The organism is Kribbella sp. NPDC005582, from assembly GCF_040605415.1.
In the GTDB taxonomy this organism is placed as follows: Bacteria; Actinomycetota; Actinomycetes; order Propionibacteriales; family Kribbellaceae; genus Kribbella.
Genome location: NZ_JBEXCU010000006.1, coordinates 452,088 through 469,561, shown reverse-complemented (window position 1 = coordinate 469,561; position 17,474 = coordinate 452,088). Strand labels below are relative to the sequence as shown.

The 17,474-nt window shown below is 69.8% G+C and carries 16 protein-coding genes; 2 read left to right on the top strand and 14 right to left on the bottom strand.

Translation table 11 applies throughout. The features are described 5' to 3' along the window. Positions 1-5 precede the first annotated feature (5 nt). The 11 genes from ABZS29_RS31495 to ABZS29_RS31445 form a co-directional block, all read right to left on the bottom strand. Positions 6-950 carry a hypothetical protein gene (locus ABZS29_RS31495; protein WP_355467429.1) on the bottom strand — a complete coding sequence of 315 codons (945 nt, stop codon included), beginning with the start codon at positions 948-950 and terminating at the stop codon, positions 6-8. 103 nt (positions 951-1,053) lie between these two features. Further along, positions 1,054-1,698: a hypothetical protein gene (locus ABZS29_RS31490; RefSeq protein ID WP_355467427.1), complete on the bottom strand. Its 645-nt coding sequence runs from the start codon at positions 1,696-1,698 to the stop codon at positions 1,054-1,056. Between the two features lie 11 nt (positions 1,699-1,709). Further along, positions 1,710-2,522, bottom strand: a complete 813-nt coding sequence (locus ABZS29_RS31485) for a pilus assembly protein TadG-related protein (protein WP_355467425.1) — start codon at positions 2,520-2,522, stop codon at positions 1,710-1,712. Beyond that, positions 2,512-2,943: a TadE/TadG family type IV pilus assembly protein gene (locus tag ABZS29_RS31480; protein ID WP_355467423.1), complete on the bottom strand. Its 432-nt coding sequence runs from the start codon at positions 2,941-2,943 to the stop codon at positions 2,512-2,514. Before ABZS29_RS31480 ends, ABZS29_RS31485 begins: the two co-directional genes overlap by 11 nt. Continuing rightward, positions 2,940-3,404, bottom strand: a complete 465-nt coding sequence (locus ABZS29_RS31475) for a TadE family protein (RefSeq protein ID WP_355467421.1) — start codon at positions 3,402-3,404, stop codon at positions 2,940-2,942. Before ABZS29_RS31475 ends, ABZS29_RS31480 begins: the two co-directional genes overlap by 4 nt. Positions 3,405-3,410: 6 nt before the next feature. After that, the gene (locus ABZS29_RS31470; protein WP_355467419.1) at positions 3,411-3,635 is read right to left on the bottom strand and encodes a hypothetical protein; all 225 of its coding nucleotides are present in this window, start codon (positions 3,633-3,635) and stop codon (positions 3,411-3,413) included. A gap of 81 nt (positions 3,636-3,716) precedes the next feature. After that, entirely contained in the window at positions 3,717-4,628 is a 912-nt protein-coding gene (locus ABZS29_RS31465) for a type II secretion system F family protein (RefSeq protein ID WP_355467417.1), read from the bottom strand. Next, positions 4,628-5,524: a type II secretion system F family protein gene (locus ABZS29_RS31460; RefSeq protein WP_355467415.1), complete on the bottom strand. Its 897-nt coding sequence runs from the start codon at positions 5,522-5,524 to the stop codon at positions 4,628-4,630. Before ABZS29_RS31460 ends, ABZS29_RS31465 begins: the two co-directional genes overlap by 1 nt. 4 nt (positions 5,525-5,528) lie before the next feature. Next, entirely contained in the window at positions 5,529-6,839 is a 1,311-nt protein-coding gene (locus ABZS29_RS31455) for an ATPase, T2SS/T4P/T4SS family (RefSeq protein ID WP_355467413.1), read from the bottom strand. After that, positions 6,829-7,629, bottom strand: a complete 801-nt coding sequence (locus ABZS29_RS31450) for a hypothetical protein (protein ID WP_355467412.1) — start codon at positions 7,627-7,629, stop codon at positions 6,829-6,831. Before ABZS29_RS31450 ends, ABZS29_RS31455 begins: the two co-directional genes overlap by 11 nt. Continuing rightward, positions 7,629-8,360 (bottom strand): hypothetical protein, encoded by a 732-nt coding sequence (locus tag ABZS29_RS31445; protein ID WP_355467410.1) that lies wholly within the window; start codon positions 8,358-8,360, stop codon positions 7,629-7,631. Before ABZS29_RS31445 ends, ABZS29_RS31450 begins: the two co-directional genes overlap by 1 nt. A 205-nt stretch (positions 8,361-8,565) precedes the next feature. Between ABZS29_RS31445 and ABZS29_RS31440 the strand changes: the two genes are divergently transcribed. Both ABZS29_RS31440 and ABZS29_RS31435 read left to right on the top strand, forming a co-directional pair. Further along, entirely contained in the window at positions 8,566-15,456 is a 6,891-nt protein-coding gene (locus ABZS29_RS31440; RefSeq protein WP_355467408.1) for a hypothetical protein, read from the top strand. Then, positions 15,456-16,019 carry a hypothetical protein gene (locus ABZS29_RS31435; RefSeq protein WP_355467406.1) on the top strand — a complete coding sequence of 188 codons (564 nt, stop codon included), beginning with the start codon at positions 15,456-15,458 and terminating at the stop codon, positions 16,017-16,019. The genes ABZS29_RS31440 and ABZS29_RS31435 overlap by 1 nt, the downstream gene beginning before the upstream one ends. Here ABZS29_RS31435 and ABZS29_RS31430 read toward each other — a convergent pair. Genes ABZS29_RS31430 through sufU form a run of 3 tightly spaced genes read right to left on the bottom strand, consistent with a single transcriptional unit; the run spans position 15,998 to position 17,473 of the window. Further along, positions 15,998-16,630 carry an acVLRF1 family peptidyl-tRNA hydrolase gene (locus ABZS29_RS31430; protein ID WP_355467404.1) on the bottom strand — a complete coding sequence of 211 codons (633 nt, stop codon included), beginning with the start codon at positions 16,628-16,630 and terminating at the stop codon, positions 15,998-16,000. The genes ABZS29_RS31435 and ABZS29_RS31430 overlap by 22 nt on opposite strands. Then, entirely contained in the window at positions 16,627-17,022 is a 396-nt protein-coding gene (locus ABZS29_RS31425; protein ID WP_355467402.1) for a metal-sulfur cluster assembly factor, read from the bottom strand. The genes ABZS29_RS31430 and ABZS29_RS31425 overlap by 4 nt, the downstream gene beginning before the upstream one ends. After that, the gene (gene sufU / locus ABZS29_RS31420) at positions 17,015-17,473 is read right to left on the bottom strand and encodes a Fe-S cluster assembly sulfur transfer protein SufU (protein ID WP_355467400.1); all 459 of its coding nucleotides are present in this window, start codon (positions 17,471-17,473) and stop codon (positions 17,015-17,017) included. Before sufU ends, ABZS29_RS31425 begins: the two co-directional genes overlap by 8 nt. Position 17,474: the final 1 nt, after the last annotated feature.

The window sequence follows — 17,474 nt, the reverse complement described above, 5'->3', positions numbered from 1 at the left end:
CCACGTCACCCACCGATAGCCTGCACTTCCTGCACAGGCAACCGCTGTACTGCGTGCACATCCGCCGAACCGAGGAACTTCCAGTCCGGCGGGCCGATCCAATACGACACGTCCCACCTGATCGTCAGCTTGACCGTGTACATCCCGTCCGGCTGATTCGCGCTTGACCGCGTATAGGTATGGCGGCAGGTACTCATCTGGGTGAACGGGTCGCTGGACTCGTCGTACCCATCGGTGTCACCAGCCGGCACCACTCCCATCGGGCAGGTGAACGGCGGCGTGCCGTCACCGGGATCGACGATCATCTGCCCGACCAGACCCCGCATGACGAAGTCGTGACTGCCGCTCCAGTACATGTCCTGGTAGTTCGCTTCGGACTGGTTGTGCAGGATGTACGAGCTCTTCGGAGTCAGCGAGAAGTACGCCGGCACGTTCACCCGAGGGGTGTAGGTCGGCTTCACCACCAGCTCAGGGTCCTCGTACTGGTTGTGGAACTCGTCCCAGAACTCGTCCATGTACCCGCGTTGCGGGCACTGGTTCTGCTCCTGCTCACCGACCGGAACAATCGCCCGCTCGATGTGGACCTTGTCGCCGCCGTCCTTGGTGTTCAGGTCGTAGTCGACGATCGTCAGCCGCAGCTTCCACTTCTTGCCGTCCGGCGGAGCCGGCAGCTCGATGCCGGCCGGGACCTCCAGATCACGGCACGGGATGAAGACGTGGTTCCCGAGCCGCTCTTTCCAGGTCGGAATGGGCAGGCCGCTGCCGTAGGTCACTTGGCCGTTGCTGCAATAGGCGCCGAAGCCGACCGCGTTCACGTACATGCTGCAGCTGCGAGTCCCCTGCTGCACCGTCTCGCCGCCGCCGGCGAAGGCGGTGGTGACGCCAGGGGAAATCAGCAGCGTGAGCACGGTACCCAGGGCGATCAGCCCGCGTCCCACGCGATTGCGCATTCTCACTCCAGAAGTCGTCCTAGCGGCAGATTATCTTCGACCAAGGGCACTGTGCCCGTTAATCGCTCCCCCGTCACCTTTTCGGAATAACGCCTATTCAGGTCTAGGCCGGATATTTCACACCGGCACAGCTGATCCCGGCGGACGGGCCGACGCGGTACGGCCGCCAGCCCAGTCCGGTCTTGATCATGTCGATCGCCTGCGGCTGGCCGCTCGGTGCGATCAGCGTCCAGCCCTTCTTCTTCGGGTCCCAGTACTGCGTCGTCTGCGACCGGCAGGTCTTCACGCGCACCACGCCCAGCGGCTGGTTCGAGATCCCGCGCACCACGACGCTGCCCGGTGGTTTCATCACCCAGCCGTTGAGCTTGGCATCGACCATCACCTGAGAGACGTCGGCGTAGAAGTACGCCGGGAACTGCTTGATCATGACGTTCCCGTCGCGCGCGATCAGCGCGTCGAAGTACACCGGGTACATCTTCACGAGGCCTTGGACGGCCGGATTGCTCGCGTAGTTCCCGGGAACCACGATGACCTTGGCCTTCTTCGACGGCGCGGAGCTCGTCTCTACCGGCACGGACGGTTGGGTCGTCGGTGTCGCGCTGCTCGCGGTCGGTGCCGACGTACTGGACGACTCCGAGCCGCCACCGCCGACCGGAACCGGGCGGCCGCCGTCGGTGGAGTTGCCGCCGCAGCTGGTCAGCAGCACTGCACCTACCAGTGCGGCAACCGTCAGAGAAGCACTACGCACGATCATGGTCCTTAACGTCCGAGGCTCGGTGGGAGGGAGTTCTGCGGCGGCATGATGCCGGCCGGGGCACCGCCGCCCGGCGGCTTGCTGGTCACCGGCCCGGTCGGACCGGTCGGGCTCTCCTCGCCGTCGGTCGGAGTCGGGCTCGGCGTCGGCGTGATGCTCGGCGTACAGGTGGCCGGGAACGGGATCGGCGGATCGAGAGTCCAGATCGGAGTCGGCGAACCGATCGTCCACTTCGGGCACGGCACATTGAGGGTCGGCGGCACCGCCGTACTCGAGATCGTCGCGCCAGGGCCTTGCGGGCCGGTGCTGACGAAGATCGGCGGGATCGTGGGGCTGTCGTTGTTTTTCACGACGCCTTGTTCGGCGTGGGCAGTGCCGGTGCCGGTGGACTTGAGGGTGGACTTGCCGATCAGGCCCAGGAAGGTGGTCTTGTTGGCGATGCCGACGGAGATATCCACCTGGTCGGTGGTGAGTTTGGTGGGGGCGCAGGAGGTGACCGTCGGGTCGTTGGAGGCTACCTGGGCGCAGAAGCCGGCGATGGCGGTGGCGGCTTTGGCGGTGTCGATCTTGGCTTCGGAGGTGTTGAGCTCGATGGTGGCGGCGCCGACGCGGGCGGCTTCCTGGGCGTAGCCGACGGCGCGGGAGCGGGCGCCGAGCTGGCGGCCGCCGTCGATGACGAGGCCGGCCAGGGTGAAGATCATCACCGCGAGGATGGCGACCGCGGGACTGAGGGCGCCGCGCGGGAAGACGCGGTGGTTGCCGGGGGCATCGATTCGGAGGAACTCGACGATGCGGGAGCGGTGCTGCTCAGGAGCCATCACGGACTCCCCGGTACGGATCCACGCTGGAGGTGAAGCGCTTGGTGATGGTGGTGTCGCCGCCGAGGCCGAGGAAGCTCAGGTCGCGGTAGTCGATGGTGCAGGTGACCTCGACGGACAACGGGGTGCCGGCGGCCAGGGTGGTGGTCATGACGCCGGAGGCGGTTTCCTTGCAGGACTTGACCGCCTGCCCCATGGTGCGGGTGACGGCGTCGTTGACGCGTGCCTGGGCTTCGGCTTGGGACCGGGACATGCTGGCGGCGCGGGCGCCGTCGCGGGCGGCACTCTCGGCCAGAGCTGTGGTCTGGAAGTAGCGGCCGGCGGCCAGCAGGAACATGAACAGCAGCAGGAGAATCGGTGCGAGCACCACCATCTCCAGCGCCATCGTGCCGCGCTCGCCGCGAAGTTGAGGTCGCCTCACTTGTCGTCCGCCTCGAACTGCTCGATCGGGCCGGTGGCCGTGCGCTCCACGTGCAGCTCGAGCCCCGGGACCAGCGAGACCGTGTCGCCGCTGACGGTGAACGAGACCATCCCGGCCGGGTTGTTGTACGTCGGTGAGGCCACCTTCGCGTTCTGCAACGTCGTCCCGGCCAATTGGTTGACGTAGGCCTCGATGTCGACCCGCACCTTCTCCCCCACCGCCGGGCTGTAGACCGGAGGCTGCACCAGCCGGAGCCGGGAAACGCCTTCCTGGGCGGCGTTCAGCGCGACCGAGCGGCCGTACAGGTAGAGCGCCGTCTGGATGGAGACGAAGATCAGCGCCATGATCGTCGGCGCGAGGATGGCGAGCTCCAGCGAGCTCGCCCCACGCTCGGACCGGCGCCCGAACAGACGCAGGCACAGCCGGCGGGCGCGCGCGGCGGTCGGGGGGCGGACCGGCACGACGGGTCAGCCGTTCTCGATCTCGCCGGTGCGCTTGTCGATCACGCGCCGCACCACCAGGCCGATGGCCAGCGCGGCCGCGACCAGGATCGCCGAGATGATCGCCCACTCCAGTGCGGAGGCGCCGAGCTCCGTGCGGCCCTGCTTGGCCCGCGCGCGCTGCGCGTGGGCGCGGGCGACCGCGTAACCGGCCATCGAGCGCCAGAACTGCAGTTCGGTGTTCATTCGCATGCCTTCCACTCACGAGGCCGGGGCTGGCCTCAGTATGCCCTGTACGACGGACAGAACCGTGCTACGGATCCCTACCCGCGATCAGCTGCCGAGGATCGCGATCGCGGCCGGAAATCCGAGGAACAACATGAACGCCGCGCACATCACCAGCTGGGCGACCAGCATCGACTGCGACCGCTCACCCGCCTTGCCTTCCACGTCGGCGAGCTCTTTGCGGCGCAGCGACGCGGCCCGGGCCAGCAGCGAGGCGCGGATCTTGGCGCCCTCGTCACCGGCCAGCGCGAGCGCCGACGCCAGGTCGCGCAGCTCCTCGACGCCCAGGTCCTCGCCGAGCCGGGCCATCGCGTCCCACGGCGTGATGCCGATCAGCCGCGCGTTCGCCAGCGCCTGCCGGATCCGGGCCATCGCCCAGTGGTCGCCGATCGTGGAGGCGGTCATCAGCGCCTCCGGCAGACCGCGGCCGCCGGCCAGGTTCATCGCGACCAGGTCGAGGAAGCTGCCGACCACGTGCCGGAAGTCCCGCCGCCGCGCCTCGGCCTCCTGGCGCAGCGCCAGGTCGGGCAGGAAGAACGCGAACGCCATCGCGCCCAGCGTGACGATCGCCGGGGTCGCCCCCGGTGCGCCGAAGCCGAGCGCCGAGAACATGAACAGCACGAACGGGATGAAGATCATCGCGCCGAGCGCGAAGAACACCTTGGTGGCCAGCATCGCCGCGAACGGCTGGTTCATCACCGCGAGGTCGCGGCGCAGCTTGCCGAAGGCCCAGCCGCGCGCGTTCGCCTCGGCCTCGAGCCGCTGACCGAGTGTGTGCCGGGCCTTGTCGAGACCGCCGAGCACCCGCTCGCCGGCCGCGCTCGTGGTGACCCCGCCGCCGCCTCGGCCCGCGTCGATGCGGGCGATAGTGGAGAGCACGTTGGCCCGCGGCCGGATCAGCATCCGCACCAGCAGGTACGCGCCGAGTCCCACCAGGGCACCGGTGAAGAAGGCCCACATCACTGGCCCACCACCTCCATCCGCTCGTCGCCGGACCGCCGGCTGCTGCCACCGATCAAGAACCGCTCGGGGACCTCGATCTTGGCCAGCCGGCGCAGCCAGACCAGCCCGACCGCGTACAGCGCGATCACGATGAAGAGCACGAACTGCCCGATGAAACTCGTGTACGGCGCCACGTACGCCGGGTTGAACAGCACCAGCGCCGCCGCGACGAGCAGCGTGATCGCGACGACCACCTGCACCGAGCGCCGGGTCGACCGCCGTTCGGCCGCGACCTTCCGCCGTACGTCGAGCTCCTCGCGGGCCGAGTCGGCGAGCGCACTGAGCACCTCGCGCAGACCGGGTCCGCGCAGCCGTGCATTGAGGACCAGCGCCGCCACGATCAGGTCGGCGGACGGGTCGTCCAGGTCGTCGGCGAACCGCATCAGGGCCGAAGGCAACGGTTCCCGGATCCGCAGCCGGTCGACCAGCAGGTTCAGGCCGGGCTTGATCGCCGGTGCCGCGTTCACCGCGGTGGCCGGAATCGCCTGCTCCAGACCGACCGCGCCGGCGATGGTGTCGCGCAGCGCCTCGGTCCAGGTGGCCAGCGCTTCGAGCCGCTCGATCGCACGCCGTTCCTCACCAGTGCCGCCGAAGAAGCGGTCGGCCAGCGCGGCCAGCAGTCCGAGGGCGGCCGCGAGTACCAGCCAGCGCGTCACCGCCAGTACGACGAGGCCGACGCCGATGCCGGTCCCGAGCCGAATCAGGTTCTTCCGGTTGTCGGCGCTGCCGCCGCGGCGGAACATCGACGGCGTCTCGTCGCGCGGCTCGGTGCCGCGGATCGCGATCACCAGCAGCAGAATGGCGCCGCCCACGACCGCTCCGCAGAGCAGGGCCAGCAAGGTCTGGTCGCTCATCGCGTCACGCCCACGTTCCGTGGACCATCGGCCGGTACCCGTAGTGCTCGAGCTCGTCCATACAGGCGATCGGCGCATGCGCGGCAGCCCGGCCGTCCGGTCCCGGGGCGAACACCTCGCCGGACAGCACTCGGCCGTCCCACCCGGTCACTTCGCGGATGCTCTCGACGTACCGGGTCAGGGTGCCGCCGTGCTGGTAGTCGTTCTGCTTGCGGACGAAGACGACGAAGTCGAGCGCGCCCGCGATCAGCATCTGGGTGGCCTCCATCGGCAGCCGCTCGGTCGCCTGGATGGCGTAGGTGCTGATCCGGTTGAACACCTCCATCGAGCTGTTCGAGTGGATCGTCGACAGCGAGCCGTCGTTGCCCTGGCTCATCGCGTTCAGCATCGTCACGATCTCGTCACCCAGTACCTCACCGACGATCACCCGCGACGGGTTCATCCGCAGCGAGCGGCGGACCAGGTCGGCCATGTGCACCGCACCCATGCCTTCCGAGTTCGGCAGCCGCTCCTCGAACGCCACGACGTTCGGGTGCAGCTCCTTGAACTCGCCGAGGCCGAGCTCGAGCGACCGCTCGACGGTGATCAGGCGCTCGTGCGGCTGGATCTCGTTGGCCAGGGCGCGCAGGAGAGTCGTCTTCCCCGAGTTCGTCGCGCCCGCGATCATGATGTTCTTGCGGGCTGCGACCGCCGCGCTCAGGAACGAAGCCACATCCTGGGAGATGGTGGCGTTGGCCACCAGGTCGCGGAGGAAGACCCGGCCGAGCCGCGCACGCCGGATCGAGACCGCCGGCCGGGACGTCACGCCCATCACGGCGGAGAGTCGCGAACCGTCGGGCAGCCGCAGGTCGAGCTGCGGGTTCGCGGAGTCGAACGGACGGCTCGTCAGACCGGCGTGGGCGGCGAGCACCTGGATCAGCTCGATCAGCTCGTCGTCGCTCTCGGCGACCGGGCCCGGCATCTCTTCGCGGCCGTCGCCGTACTGGACGAAGACCTGGTCGCAGCCGTTGATGTCGATGTTCTCGACCTCGGGGTCGTCGATCAGCGGCTGCAGCCGCCCGACGCCGAACAGCGCGGAGTGGATGGCGCCGGCGATCTGCGCGTCGTCGTCCGGAGTCGGCGGCGTGCGGCCCTCGGCCAGCTCGTAGCGCGCGTGGTCCTCGAGCACCTGCACGATCAGCGAGCGGGCGTACTCCCGCTCGTCCTCGGCGCTCATCGGCGGTACGCCGTTCACCTGGTCGCGACGGCGTTGTTCGTTCAGCCGATCGGCGACCTGGGAACGCAGCCTGCGGACCAGCTCCTGGTCAGCGCTCATTCCAGTCCCCCTGTGGGAACGCGGCGTGGGCCATGTCGAAGTCGTGCGGCGCGGCGACCAGAGCGGCCAGCTCCGCGGTGATGTCGGTGGCGGAACGAATCAGCTGGGTCTTCTCGAGCCGGCCGTGCCCACGTCCGTCGAAGAACGCTGCACCGATCGGGTCGTAGGCCAGGTGCCACCGGTGCCGCACCGGCACCGACATGGCGTCCAGCACGGACCACACCTGCTTCACCGCGTCGCGTTTCTTCGGGTCGGCCACGACGATCACGCCGAGCTGCGCGTCGACGTGGTGCACCAGTGCGGCCAGCCGCTCGCGCAGGTGCGCCACCGACGAACCAGTGGCCGAGCACACCATCACGATCAACCGTGCGGACTGGATGATCGGCAGCTGCGGCGAGGTGGCGCCGATGCGACCACAGTCAGCCAGTACGTCGCCGTGCTGCATCTGGTTGAACGTAATCCCCAGCGGATGCCAGAGACCGCCCATACCGCCGACCTGCTCAGGTGCACGCACACCGAGCAGTACGTCGAGACCACCGTCGAGCTGCTGACTGTGCGCGAGGATCACCTCGTCGCCCAAGCCCTTGCGGCTCGCAGCCGCCAGACTGACCAGACCACGGTCGGAGTTCAGTGGAGTGCCACCAGGTGCGGTCATCCGGATCGCCACGTCGCTACCGGACGGGTCGCACTCGGCCATCAGCACCTGCCGTGGCCAGAGCGCACCCAGCACCAGACCTGCGGTCGTGACGCCGGGCGACCCCTTCGCACTCGCAAGGGCTACGAGTGCCATCAGCCACCCCCGTTGGTACGCGCAACGTCCGGCTTGGTCGCCGGGTTGAGCTTCACCAGCACCAGCGTCTTCGAAGCAGCCGCCGCAGCCACCGCGGTCGCCTTACCGGATGGCACGAGGATGGTCACGTTGAGCGTGTTGACCGTACTGGTCTTGTCCGCGACGACGCCACCGGATTGGGCCGTCACCTCGGCCGCCGCGACCAGCGATGCCGGACCGACACTGTCCTGGTTCGCGGACGGAACGCGGACGACCTGCACGATGTCGCCGACCTTCACGCCGTCGGACGGAGCCCGGCCGGCGTCGAGCACGACACCAACCTGTGCTCCGCCGCTCGGGATCGGCGGTAGGTCGGTCACGTTCAGCTCGCCGATGTACTGCTCCTGGTAGAGCCAGCCGGTCGCGTACTTGCCGACGATCTTGGAGCGGTCGGACCACTTGGTCAGCGCTCCGGTCTCACCTGCGAGGTCACCGCTGGTGATGTCTTCGGCGGCAATCTGATGGCCGGGTGCTACCGACTTCACCTTGATCGCGACGTAGGCCTCGCGGTTGCCGCTGTTCAGGGCGATCAAGGCGGATCCGGCGGCGCCGAGCAGAATCAGGATGACCGCCAGCGCGGCCAGGGCCGGACGGCGCTCTCGGCTGTTCGGGAGGCGGTTCGCGCCGCCCGCCGGCCGGCCCGCGGTACGGGCGTTGGGGGCAGGAGGACGCGTGGAGGACGAGAGACTCACGCGCCCTACCGTAATGGCATCGAGGTGCCATCTTCGCCAACCGGTCGGGGCTGTTACCGGCTCGCGACCCGCGGCGGTCACTGGTCTAGCCAGGTGCTTGACCCCCGGCGGGGCGTAAATCGTTAACAGAACGGTGGCGCCGAGTAGCTGGCGAGTAACCGATTCTTTGCTAGCGTCCCGGCCAGACGACCCTGCTGGAGGTGTGGTGCCCGATCCGCAGACCCGTGCTCGGACGGCGATCGCGACCGCGCTGGGAATCGCGTGGCCGACCGCCGTTCCGCTGCGGGACGGCCGCGTCTGGCTGACCAGCCGGTACGACGTCCTGCCCGCTCACGTCGCCGACGGCCTGCAGACGTACCTCGCTCGCCGGGCCGGAGATCAGGTGCGGGACGAGCGGATCCTGGCTGAGGCCGTCGCCATGCTCGGCGCCGAGTCCGCCCGGGGCCGGGACGAAGTGCCCGGGCTCGGCGCCGCGGCCGCGCTCGATCGGCTGCTCGCAGTGCCTGGACTGGACCAATCGCAGTACGGCGAAGCCCGCGCGATGCTCCGAGTCGCGCTGCGGAGTGCTTCCGAGGAGTCGCCCGAGGCAGCAGCTCGCCTCAAGACATTCCCGGGCGATGCAAGGCCTGCTTCGCTGACCGCTGTGGTCGCGAGCGCCAACCGAATCAGCGACACCACCCAGCGGCTCGGCGCCCCACCGCCAGTCGCACCGCAGCGACGACTGTCCCGCCGTCGGACGCTCACTCGCGCTGTCGACGCCACCCGGCTCGTCGCAGCCGGCCGCCCGGCCGGCTCCGAGCTCACGCCCGATACCGCCCTGGCCGCGCTCACGCAGCTCAGCGCGGACGACCTGGGCCTCACCGAGTCCCCTACCCTCAACTCCGGCCTCGCCGTCCTGCAGACCGCGCCGGGCGAGCCGCCACAGCACATCCGCGTCGAGGTCCTCCCGACCGTCGGCAGCCTGCTCGCCCAAGGCCGCCTCGGCGCCGGTACGGCGGAAGACCCGCACGTACTGCGGATTTCGCCCGACGTGGCCGACGCCCAGCTCGGCCAGGTCTGGACCCACCAGGTCAGCCTGATGACGCAGGAGGTGGCCGCCGAACGCAATCGCCCCGAGGGCGTGTTCGGTCGGCTGCGGTCCGCGTTCGGGGCAGAGCGCCGCGATATCCGCCTGCGCGCGGACTTCGCGACGTACCAGCTGCTGTCGAAGGAGTGGCGGCAGGCGCAGGCCGAGACGGTCGCGAACGGCGCGCCGAGCGGAACGCGCACGGTCGACGAGATCCGTGGCGACATCGAAGGTCTCGCCCGCGCCATCAAGCGTCGCGGTGGCGCGCTGCCGGAGCTTCCGTGGGCGGCCGATGCCCGGATCGCTCCTGAGGCGACCGCGGTCGGTCGTGCCGTCGAGCGGCTGCAGGCCGAGGCGGCGCCCAACTCACCGGCCGATCTCCGGCGCCAGGTCAGTGAGCAACTCGGCGAGCTCGAGACCGCGGTGACCCAGCTCAGCGGCCTGGCCGACGCCAAGGTGACCAGCGCGGCGGAGGCCACCAGCGAAGCCGCAGACCTCGAGGCCAAGGCCGTCGCAGAGGAGCGCCTGCGGGATCTCGGCGCTCCGGAGCGAGCTCGCGGCTTCCGTGTCGATGCTGTTGCCGCTAGCAACAAAGCACACCGGCACACGGAGCTTGCGGCCGGCTATCAGCAGGCAGCCGACGACGCTGCACACGCGCTCGCCGGATACCGCGATCTGCAGACCGCACTCGACAACCCGCAGACGCCGCAGGCCGAGCTCACCGTGCTGGCCGCCGAGGCGGCCGATCGGGTCGAGGTCTTCGAGGCGAGCAGTGAGCAGGCGATACCGGTCAAGGACCTGCTCGAGACCGGCGTCCCGACCGGACCGCCGCTGCTCGTTCCGGTCCAGGACATCAATCGCGTGCTGGCCGAACACGGCATCCGGCCGCGGCTCGACGGGAAAGCTCCGCGCCCGGTTCCGACCGCCGAGTACCGGCGGCTGATGTCGGCCGACGGCATGGTCGTTCCGGTCGGCGACGGGCTCGCGCAGGCGCGGCTGCGGATGAAGCGCCGCGACTTCACCGAGATCCCCGGCCGCGACCGCGACTACGACCTCGCCGAGCAGATGAACGGAACCGTCGGCGCGGGAGGCCAGGGCGTCGGCACCTCCAGTACGTCGTCGACCGGCACGTCGTACGGCGTGAACCTGCAGCCGTTCCTCGCCGCCGCGCCACCCGGCAGCGTGGTGCACACCGTCGGCCAGGTGATCGCGCCGCGCGGTGACATCAGCCACGGCCGGTCGGTGACCCGGGCCTCGGGCCTGTCGACGCACGCTCAGTTCGGGCAGGTCGACGACGACCGCGGCGAGTCGCTGCTCTACGAGTGGACCGGCGAGTGGGAGATCGAGGTCCGCGACTCCCCCACCGATTCGTGGTCGCCGGTCGAGACCGTCGACGCGGGGCGGCAACTCACCTGGGTTCCCAGTGCCTACACGGTCAAACCGCCGGACACTGTCACGCTGGCGGATCTCGGCCACGGTGACGAGGTCGAGGCCGGCTTCCCGGCGCACACCGTCACCCGGTTCAACGGCCTGCAGGACGTCAGCGACCGCCTCGTCCGCCAAGCGGGTGACCTGGACCGAGTCGGCTACGACCAGCTCAACAACATGGTCACCGGCGATCCCGCCCGGTTGCTGAACGAGTTCACCAAGCCTGGCGGACTGACCCGCTCCATCTCGGTCGGCGGCCGCCCGGAGTACGAGCTGACGCTGGAACTCGAGCCGGTTTGGAGCACGGCCAGACTCAGCGGCGAGTCGACCACCGAGGTTTGGAAGGAGGCCGTCGAGGTCGATTTCAGCGGCATCAACGCCAGCGAGACCTACGCCACGACGGTGACCGCGACCGGCGGCTTCGCCGCCACTCCCCTGTACGACGTGGGCTCGACCAGCGTCGACGTGTCGCCGAACATCGGCGCCGGCCGCAGCGTCAGTCACTCGGGCGGCCAGAGCGTCAGCACGACCGCCATCACGCCGGTCGTGCATCGCGATCACGGCCCCACGCAAGGCGTGCTGCTCGACTTCAAGGTCAAGGCGACGCTGCGCAAGCTCCACGACCGCAAGGCCGAGCCGGTCGTCGTCGAGAGCGTCTGCGAAGGCCGGCTCCGCATCACCGAGAACGACCTGCTCCGCGCCGGCGGTCCGGCCGCGAAGGACGCCGTACGGCGGGATGATGCCGGAGCGATTCGGCTGGATGCGGACGGTCGTGCGCTGCTGCGCGGCGACCCTGAGCCGCCCACCGGGCCACAGACCTTGCCGCCGTGGCATGGTCCGGGCCCGCACCAGCTGCGTGGTCCGGGTAAGGCGCTCGCTCATGATCTCCAAGGCGCGGACGAGGCTCAGCTGCAGGCATTGGCCAACCTCAGCCGGATGGGCCTGGTGCCGCCGCTGGACGCCGACTACCAGCCACTGCCCAAGCCTCGCCTCGCCGACGATGTGCAGTACGCCGGCCAGTCCGCCAACTACGACCGGATCGTCGAGAACATCACCGCTCATCGGATCCAGGCCGGGATGAACCAGGCCTGCCAGGGCGGGATCCCGATCACACTGGTCGACCAGCACACCGGCCGGACCACGAAGTACCGCCACTTCCGGCTCGGTGTCGAGCAGGACTTCGACGACGTCACCGGCCGCGGCACGAGGCCCGGCCGGAACGTCGTCCGCCTCGGCATCGCCTCGGGCGCGACCAGCCGCTCGTCGAGCCGATCGCGGTCGGTCCCGATCGCCGGCGGGGTCGGCGCCGCCGACGGGCCCGCCCAGGGCATCCGCGGGCTGGCCGCCAAGTTCGGCGCGAAGTTCAACCGGAGCGCCGTCGGCCGCAGCTTCTCGTGGGCGAGCGGCCGCCGGGTCAACCGGGTCACGCTGACCGAGAGCTCCGAGCCGCTCGACGAGCTTCGCCAGGGCATCCGGATCACCCTGCGCGAGCTCACCGACAAGGGCCTCAGCGAGCCGATCGCCGACGTCCGCGGCCGGGTCGACCTCTCGTACGAGCGCTCGATGACCCGGGCCGAACCGCCGGACCTCACCGCAGCACCGAAGGCACCGCATCCGCAGGCTGTCCGTGCGGCGGTCACGGTTGCCGTCGACGCCGGGAATCCGGCCGATCGGATCTTCACCGAGTCGGCGGTCTTCCGCGCCGACTCCAGCGCCGTACTGCAGCTGCACGCGGCGCTGTCGTCGGAGAGCCTGGTCGCGCATCCGGACTGGATGAACGGCAGCTTCGAGGTGCCGATGATCGTCACCGCGCCCGATCCGTTGCACGGCGGAAGCGTGCGGGCGCAGGACTACAAGGTGGTGCTCCGCGGCCGCGCGGTCGACCAGAAGTTCCTGACGATCAATCAGCAGAACACCGCCAAGATCAACCTCACCCTGACCGACGCAGCGTTCACCTCCGGTACGTCGGCCGCGGGCGGCGTCGGCGTCGAAGGTGGCGGCGGCGAGGTCGGAGCCGACGGCTCCTCGGGCACCGGTACGGCGTCGATCAACCGCACCGGCGGTACGTCGCAGTCCACCACGATCAGCCGGGCCAGCGGACAGGAGTGGCTGCTGGTCGACACCGGAACGCACTACGAGTTCCTGGAGCGGTACGAGCTCGAGGCCGACATCGTCGACAGCAACGGAACCGTCGTCCAGACGATCCAGCTGGACGACGCGCTGGCGCAGAAGGCGATGGCCGAGCGGCACGCGCTGGCGCTCTACGCGAGCGGCAAACTCGACCTGCCGCTGCCGGTCGTCGCCGATGTCGCCGAGCGGTACCTGACCGACCGCGTGACGATGGAGCCGCAGGTCGCGACCGGCTTCGTGCGGCGCTACAACCTGGAGCGCGCCGGCGTCAGCACCGGTCTGGCGGCCGAACACGAGACCGAGAAGCTCATCGCCAAGGTCTTGGAGACGACCGGGCAGCCGACCACTCAGACCACGAAGGTCGAAGAGACCCTGCAAGCGACCGAGCAGCTGGCCGCGCAACGCGTCGCGGTCGACCTCGGACCGTCGTACGACGAGAGTGTCGCCTCCGGGCAACTGCAGTCGATCACCCCGGCCGGTCGGCCGGACGAGCAGGTCGACCTGTTCGAGCTGGTCCGCCCGCAGTTCGAGGAGATCGCGCCGGGAGTCCTTGCCGAGAGCAAGCTGCTGGCGCCGGCCTTGCGGGTGAACCTGAACCCGGACGCTTTCGAGGGCAGCTTCGAGAACATGCTCGGGCCACGCGGCTTCGTCGCGACCGTCGAGGTGCCGGTCGAAGGGCAGCTGCCCGACCTCTACCAGGTCCGGATCACGGCGCGCTATGTCGGCGCGTACACGAAGAACGGCACCCCGGAGAGCCCCGCGGTCGCGGCGATCGGTCTCGACCAGGGTTACGCGTTCAACATCCGCGAGCAGTCGGTCGGACGGGATTCGGCGTACGGCGCGAGCATCGGCGGCAGCGCGGCCGACGGCGAGTCGGGCAGCGGCGGAGCAGCCGCCGAGCGCGCCCGCGGTACGTCGGCCGGCAGCTCACGGGTCGCCGTGACGGTCAACCGGTCCGGTCACTTCGATCTGGACGAGGTGCGGCGGTCCGTGGTCTTCACCTCCGAGGTGATCCGGATCCGCGGCGCCGGCGCGGCCGAACTGACCAGCACCGGCCGGAAGCTCGGCCGCACGACGCCGACCGAGCGGATGACCGTGGCGACGCCGCGTGAGCTGGCGGCCGAGGTCGCGCTGCTGGTGCCACGGGAGCTGATCCGCGAACCCGGCACGCGGGAGCAGCCGGCGCAGCAGGTCGCCGAGCATCGACCGATCCAGGTCACGGAGAGCGCCGTACCGGAGAGCATCCAGCCGTACGCCGCCGGGGCGCCGCGCACCAACGAGTTGTACGACGTCCTTGAGGCCGAGCTCAGCCGGCCCGACGGCCTCGGCGCTGCCGGGTTCGCCGAGCACTCGGGCACGCTCGACGGCTACCTCCAGGCGACCGCGATGAAGGCCAACTTCGCCGAGCTGACCAGCGACGGCGGTTTCCGGCTGCCGCCGATGGCGACCCGCGGCAACGGCCGGACCACCCTGCAGGTGACAGTCAGGGCCCGGATGACCGGCTTCGAGCTGGTCGAGGACCCGATCGGCGACGCCCAGACCGGGGCGGTCAGCCGGCTCGAGACTTCCACGAAGTCCGCGAGCAGCGCGAGCCACCTCGGCCCCGGTACGGCGAACGTCGGGGCCGGCGGCGGACCGGTCTCGGTCGGGGCATCGGTCGGCCAGCAGGTGAAGGAACAGAACTCCGACGCGACCGGCGGCCGGCTCGAGACCAGCAAGTTCGAGGAAGGCGAGCTCGTCACGGTCCGGATCCCGGTCAGCTACGACGTGGCGATCGCCAAGGCCACCGACCGCGGGAACGGCAGCCCGGCGGAGAAGCGCGCCAAGCAGCTTCCGAACGCCGCCCAGGGCCAGTTCTTCGTCAAGATGCTCAAACATGAGTACCTCGACGCCCTCCGCACGATGGAGACCGGCGCCGCCGCGGACGCGGCGCTGGCCGGCGCCCGGCTGCAGATCACCCCGGACGACTTCGGACCACCGGACATCCGGGCCGACGCCGTCCATAAAGATGCCTCAGGCAACGAAGTGTACGAGCCGTACCAGCCGCTGGTGACCGCGCTGGCCCGGGCGAACGCCGAGGACGGCCCGGTCGTGGTGTCGGTCCGCGACCGCGACGGCCGCGAGGACACCTACGTCGCGCTGCCCCGCGGCCGGATGATCGGCGGCGACGGCGGCTTCGGGGCGGCGTTCGCGAACCTCGACCAGCGGATCCCGCTGATGGCGCAGGGCCGGGTCGATCTCCGGGCGCTCTACAACTCGCTCGGGCCCGACGACGACTTCACCGCGAAGGTGGCCGAAGCGCTGGTGCAGAAGGGCGTTCCGGCGAGCATGCTCAAGGGGCTCGACTACCGCACCACCGCGCAGCAACTGAGCCCCGCGACCACAGAGCAGCTGAGCCCCAGGGCCGCCCCGCCTGCAGCCGCGCACGCTAAGGTGCAAGCCGGACCGCAGACACAGGAGCGAACTCACTGATGCTGACCGCCAGGACGCTGATCGAGGCGCAGGTCTACGAGAGCGTGATGACCGCCGCGGACGACTCCCTGCCGTCCGTTCCGCCGCTGGGCCCGAAGTCCGGGGTCAACGTGGACGAGGGCGAGACGGCCTGGACCTTCCACTCGACCGTCGGCGACATCGAGATCCCGTACGTCAGCGAGGATGCCTCCCGCAAACTCGGTCTGCCGTTCGGCCTCGGGGCATCGAGCCTGCTCGACGCGGCCCAGTGGGCGATGCTGGCGGCCACCTTCGGCCGCCGGGCACTCGACGCCGACCTGGCCTACACCGGTCAGCCCGGGCAGGACCGCTACCTCGTCGAGCTCAACTGGGAGTACGCCGCGTACGCCGTACGGGAGGCGTTGAAGTTCCTGCCCGAGGATGCCGACCGAGTGCCGGAGTCGGCGATCTGGTCGGAGTTCGGCCGGCGGGGGCTGGCCGAAAGCCCGCAGCTGGTCCACCGCGCGAAGCTCGTCGACGATCTGGAGTACTTCGAGGGCACGCTGTCGGACTTCCGCGCGCTCTACGGCCCGTCGGTGGACTGAGGCTCGGTCAGCTCGATCCGGATCGCGCGGGCGTCCGCACCGGCCGCTTCCAGGACCTTCTGCTTGGGATCGGCCACGCCGAGAAACGGCGGCCGGACCAGCTTGGCAACGTCCTTGAGCCGGGGATCCTCCAGCACGGTCTCGATCGCGCGCCGGTCTCCCCCACAGACGACCGCGTCCAGCCGAGCCCCGGCCAGAATCCGTACGGCGACCTCCGTGGCCGCCGCGAACGCCTCGCGCGCCTGGTTGTCGCGCCGCCGGGCGAACCGCTGCTGTGACCAGCCACCGGCCTTGGTCGTCCCCTGCACATGGCGTGAGCCCACCTTCGAGTCGACCAGCTTCGGGCCGACGAAAACACCCGCGCCGTAGCCACCACGCCGTACTAGCAGGAGACCGAGGCGGTGGTCGGCCAGCACATGCGCGACCAGCCCCTCGCGGCTGAGATCCGCAAGAGGCTGGAAGGGTACAGACACCACGGCGACCGCCCCGTCCGCCGCAGACACCGTCACCTGATGCGGTGCTGCGGCGAACGAGAGGTCGCCGTGGCGTTCACCGAATCCGCTCAGCCACCTGTCCAAGCGCTCCGGTGCGACTGTGATCAGTCGGCTCACACGTTGAAGCCGAGGGCGCGCAGCTGGTCGCGGCCGTCGTCGGTGATCTTCTCCGGGCCCCACGGCGGCATCCAGACCCAGTTGATCCGGAAGTCGTTGACCAGGCCCTCGAGCGCCATCCGGGTCTGGTCCTCGATCACGTCGGTCAGCGGGCAGGCCGCCGAGGTCAGCGTCATGTCGATGATCGCCGTGGAGGTGTCGTCGACCGTGACGCCGTAGATCAGGCCGAGGTCGACGACGTTGATCCCGAGCTCGGGGTCGACGACATCCTTGAGCGCCTCGGTCACGTCCTCGACCGGCGGCGGAGTGGTTCCGACGCCGGACTTGCCCGCGGCGGCTGCTTCGAGGTCCACCTCGGGCAGCTCGATCTTCTCGTCGGTCTGGTCAGGCATTCTTCACTCCTTCGTTGGCGGCCAGCGCTTGCGCCGTCGCGTCGCGCCAGGCGGACCAGCCCAGCAGTGCGCACTTCACGCGGGCGGGGAACTGCGCGACGCCCGCGAAGGCGACGCCGTCCTCCAGAACCTCTTCGTCGGGTTCGATGTTCCCGCGGCTCTGCATGAGCTCCAGGAACTTCTCGTACGTCGCCATCCCCTCGGTGACCGGCTTGCCGATCACGAGGTCCGACATCACCGACGTCGCCGCCTGGCTGATCGAGCAGCCGACGCTGTGGTGGGTGACACCCTTCACGACGTCGCCGTCGAGCTCGACCCGGAGCGTGACCTCGTCCCCGCAGGACGGGTTCACGTGGTGCACCTCCACGTCGTACGGGTCCGCGAGGCCCGCGTGGTGCGGGCTGCGGTAGTGATCCAGGATGATCTCCTGGTAGAGACTGTCGAGCTGCATT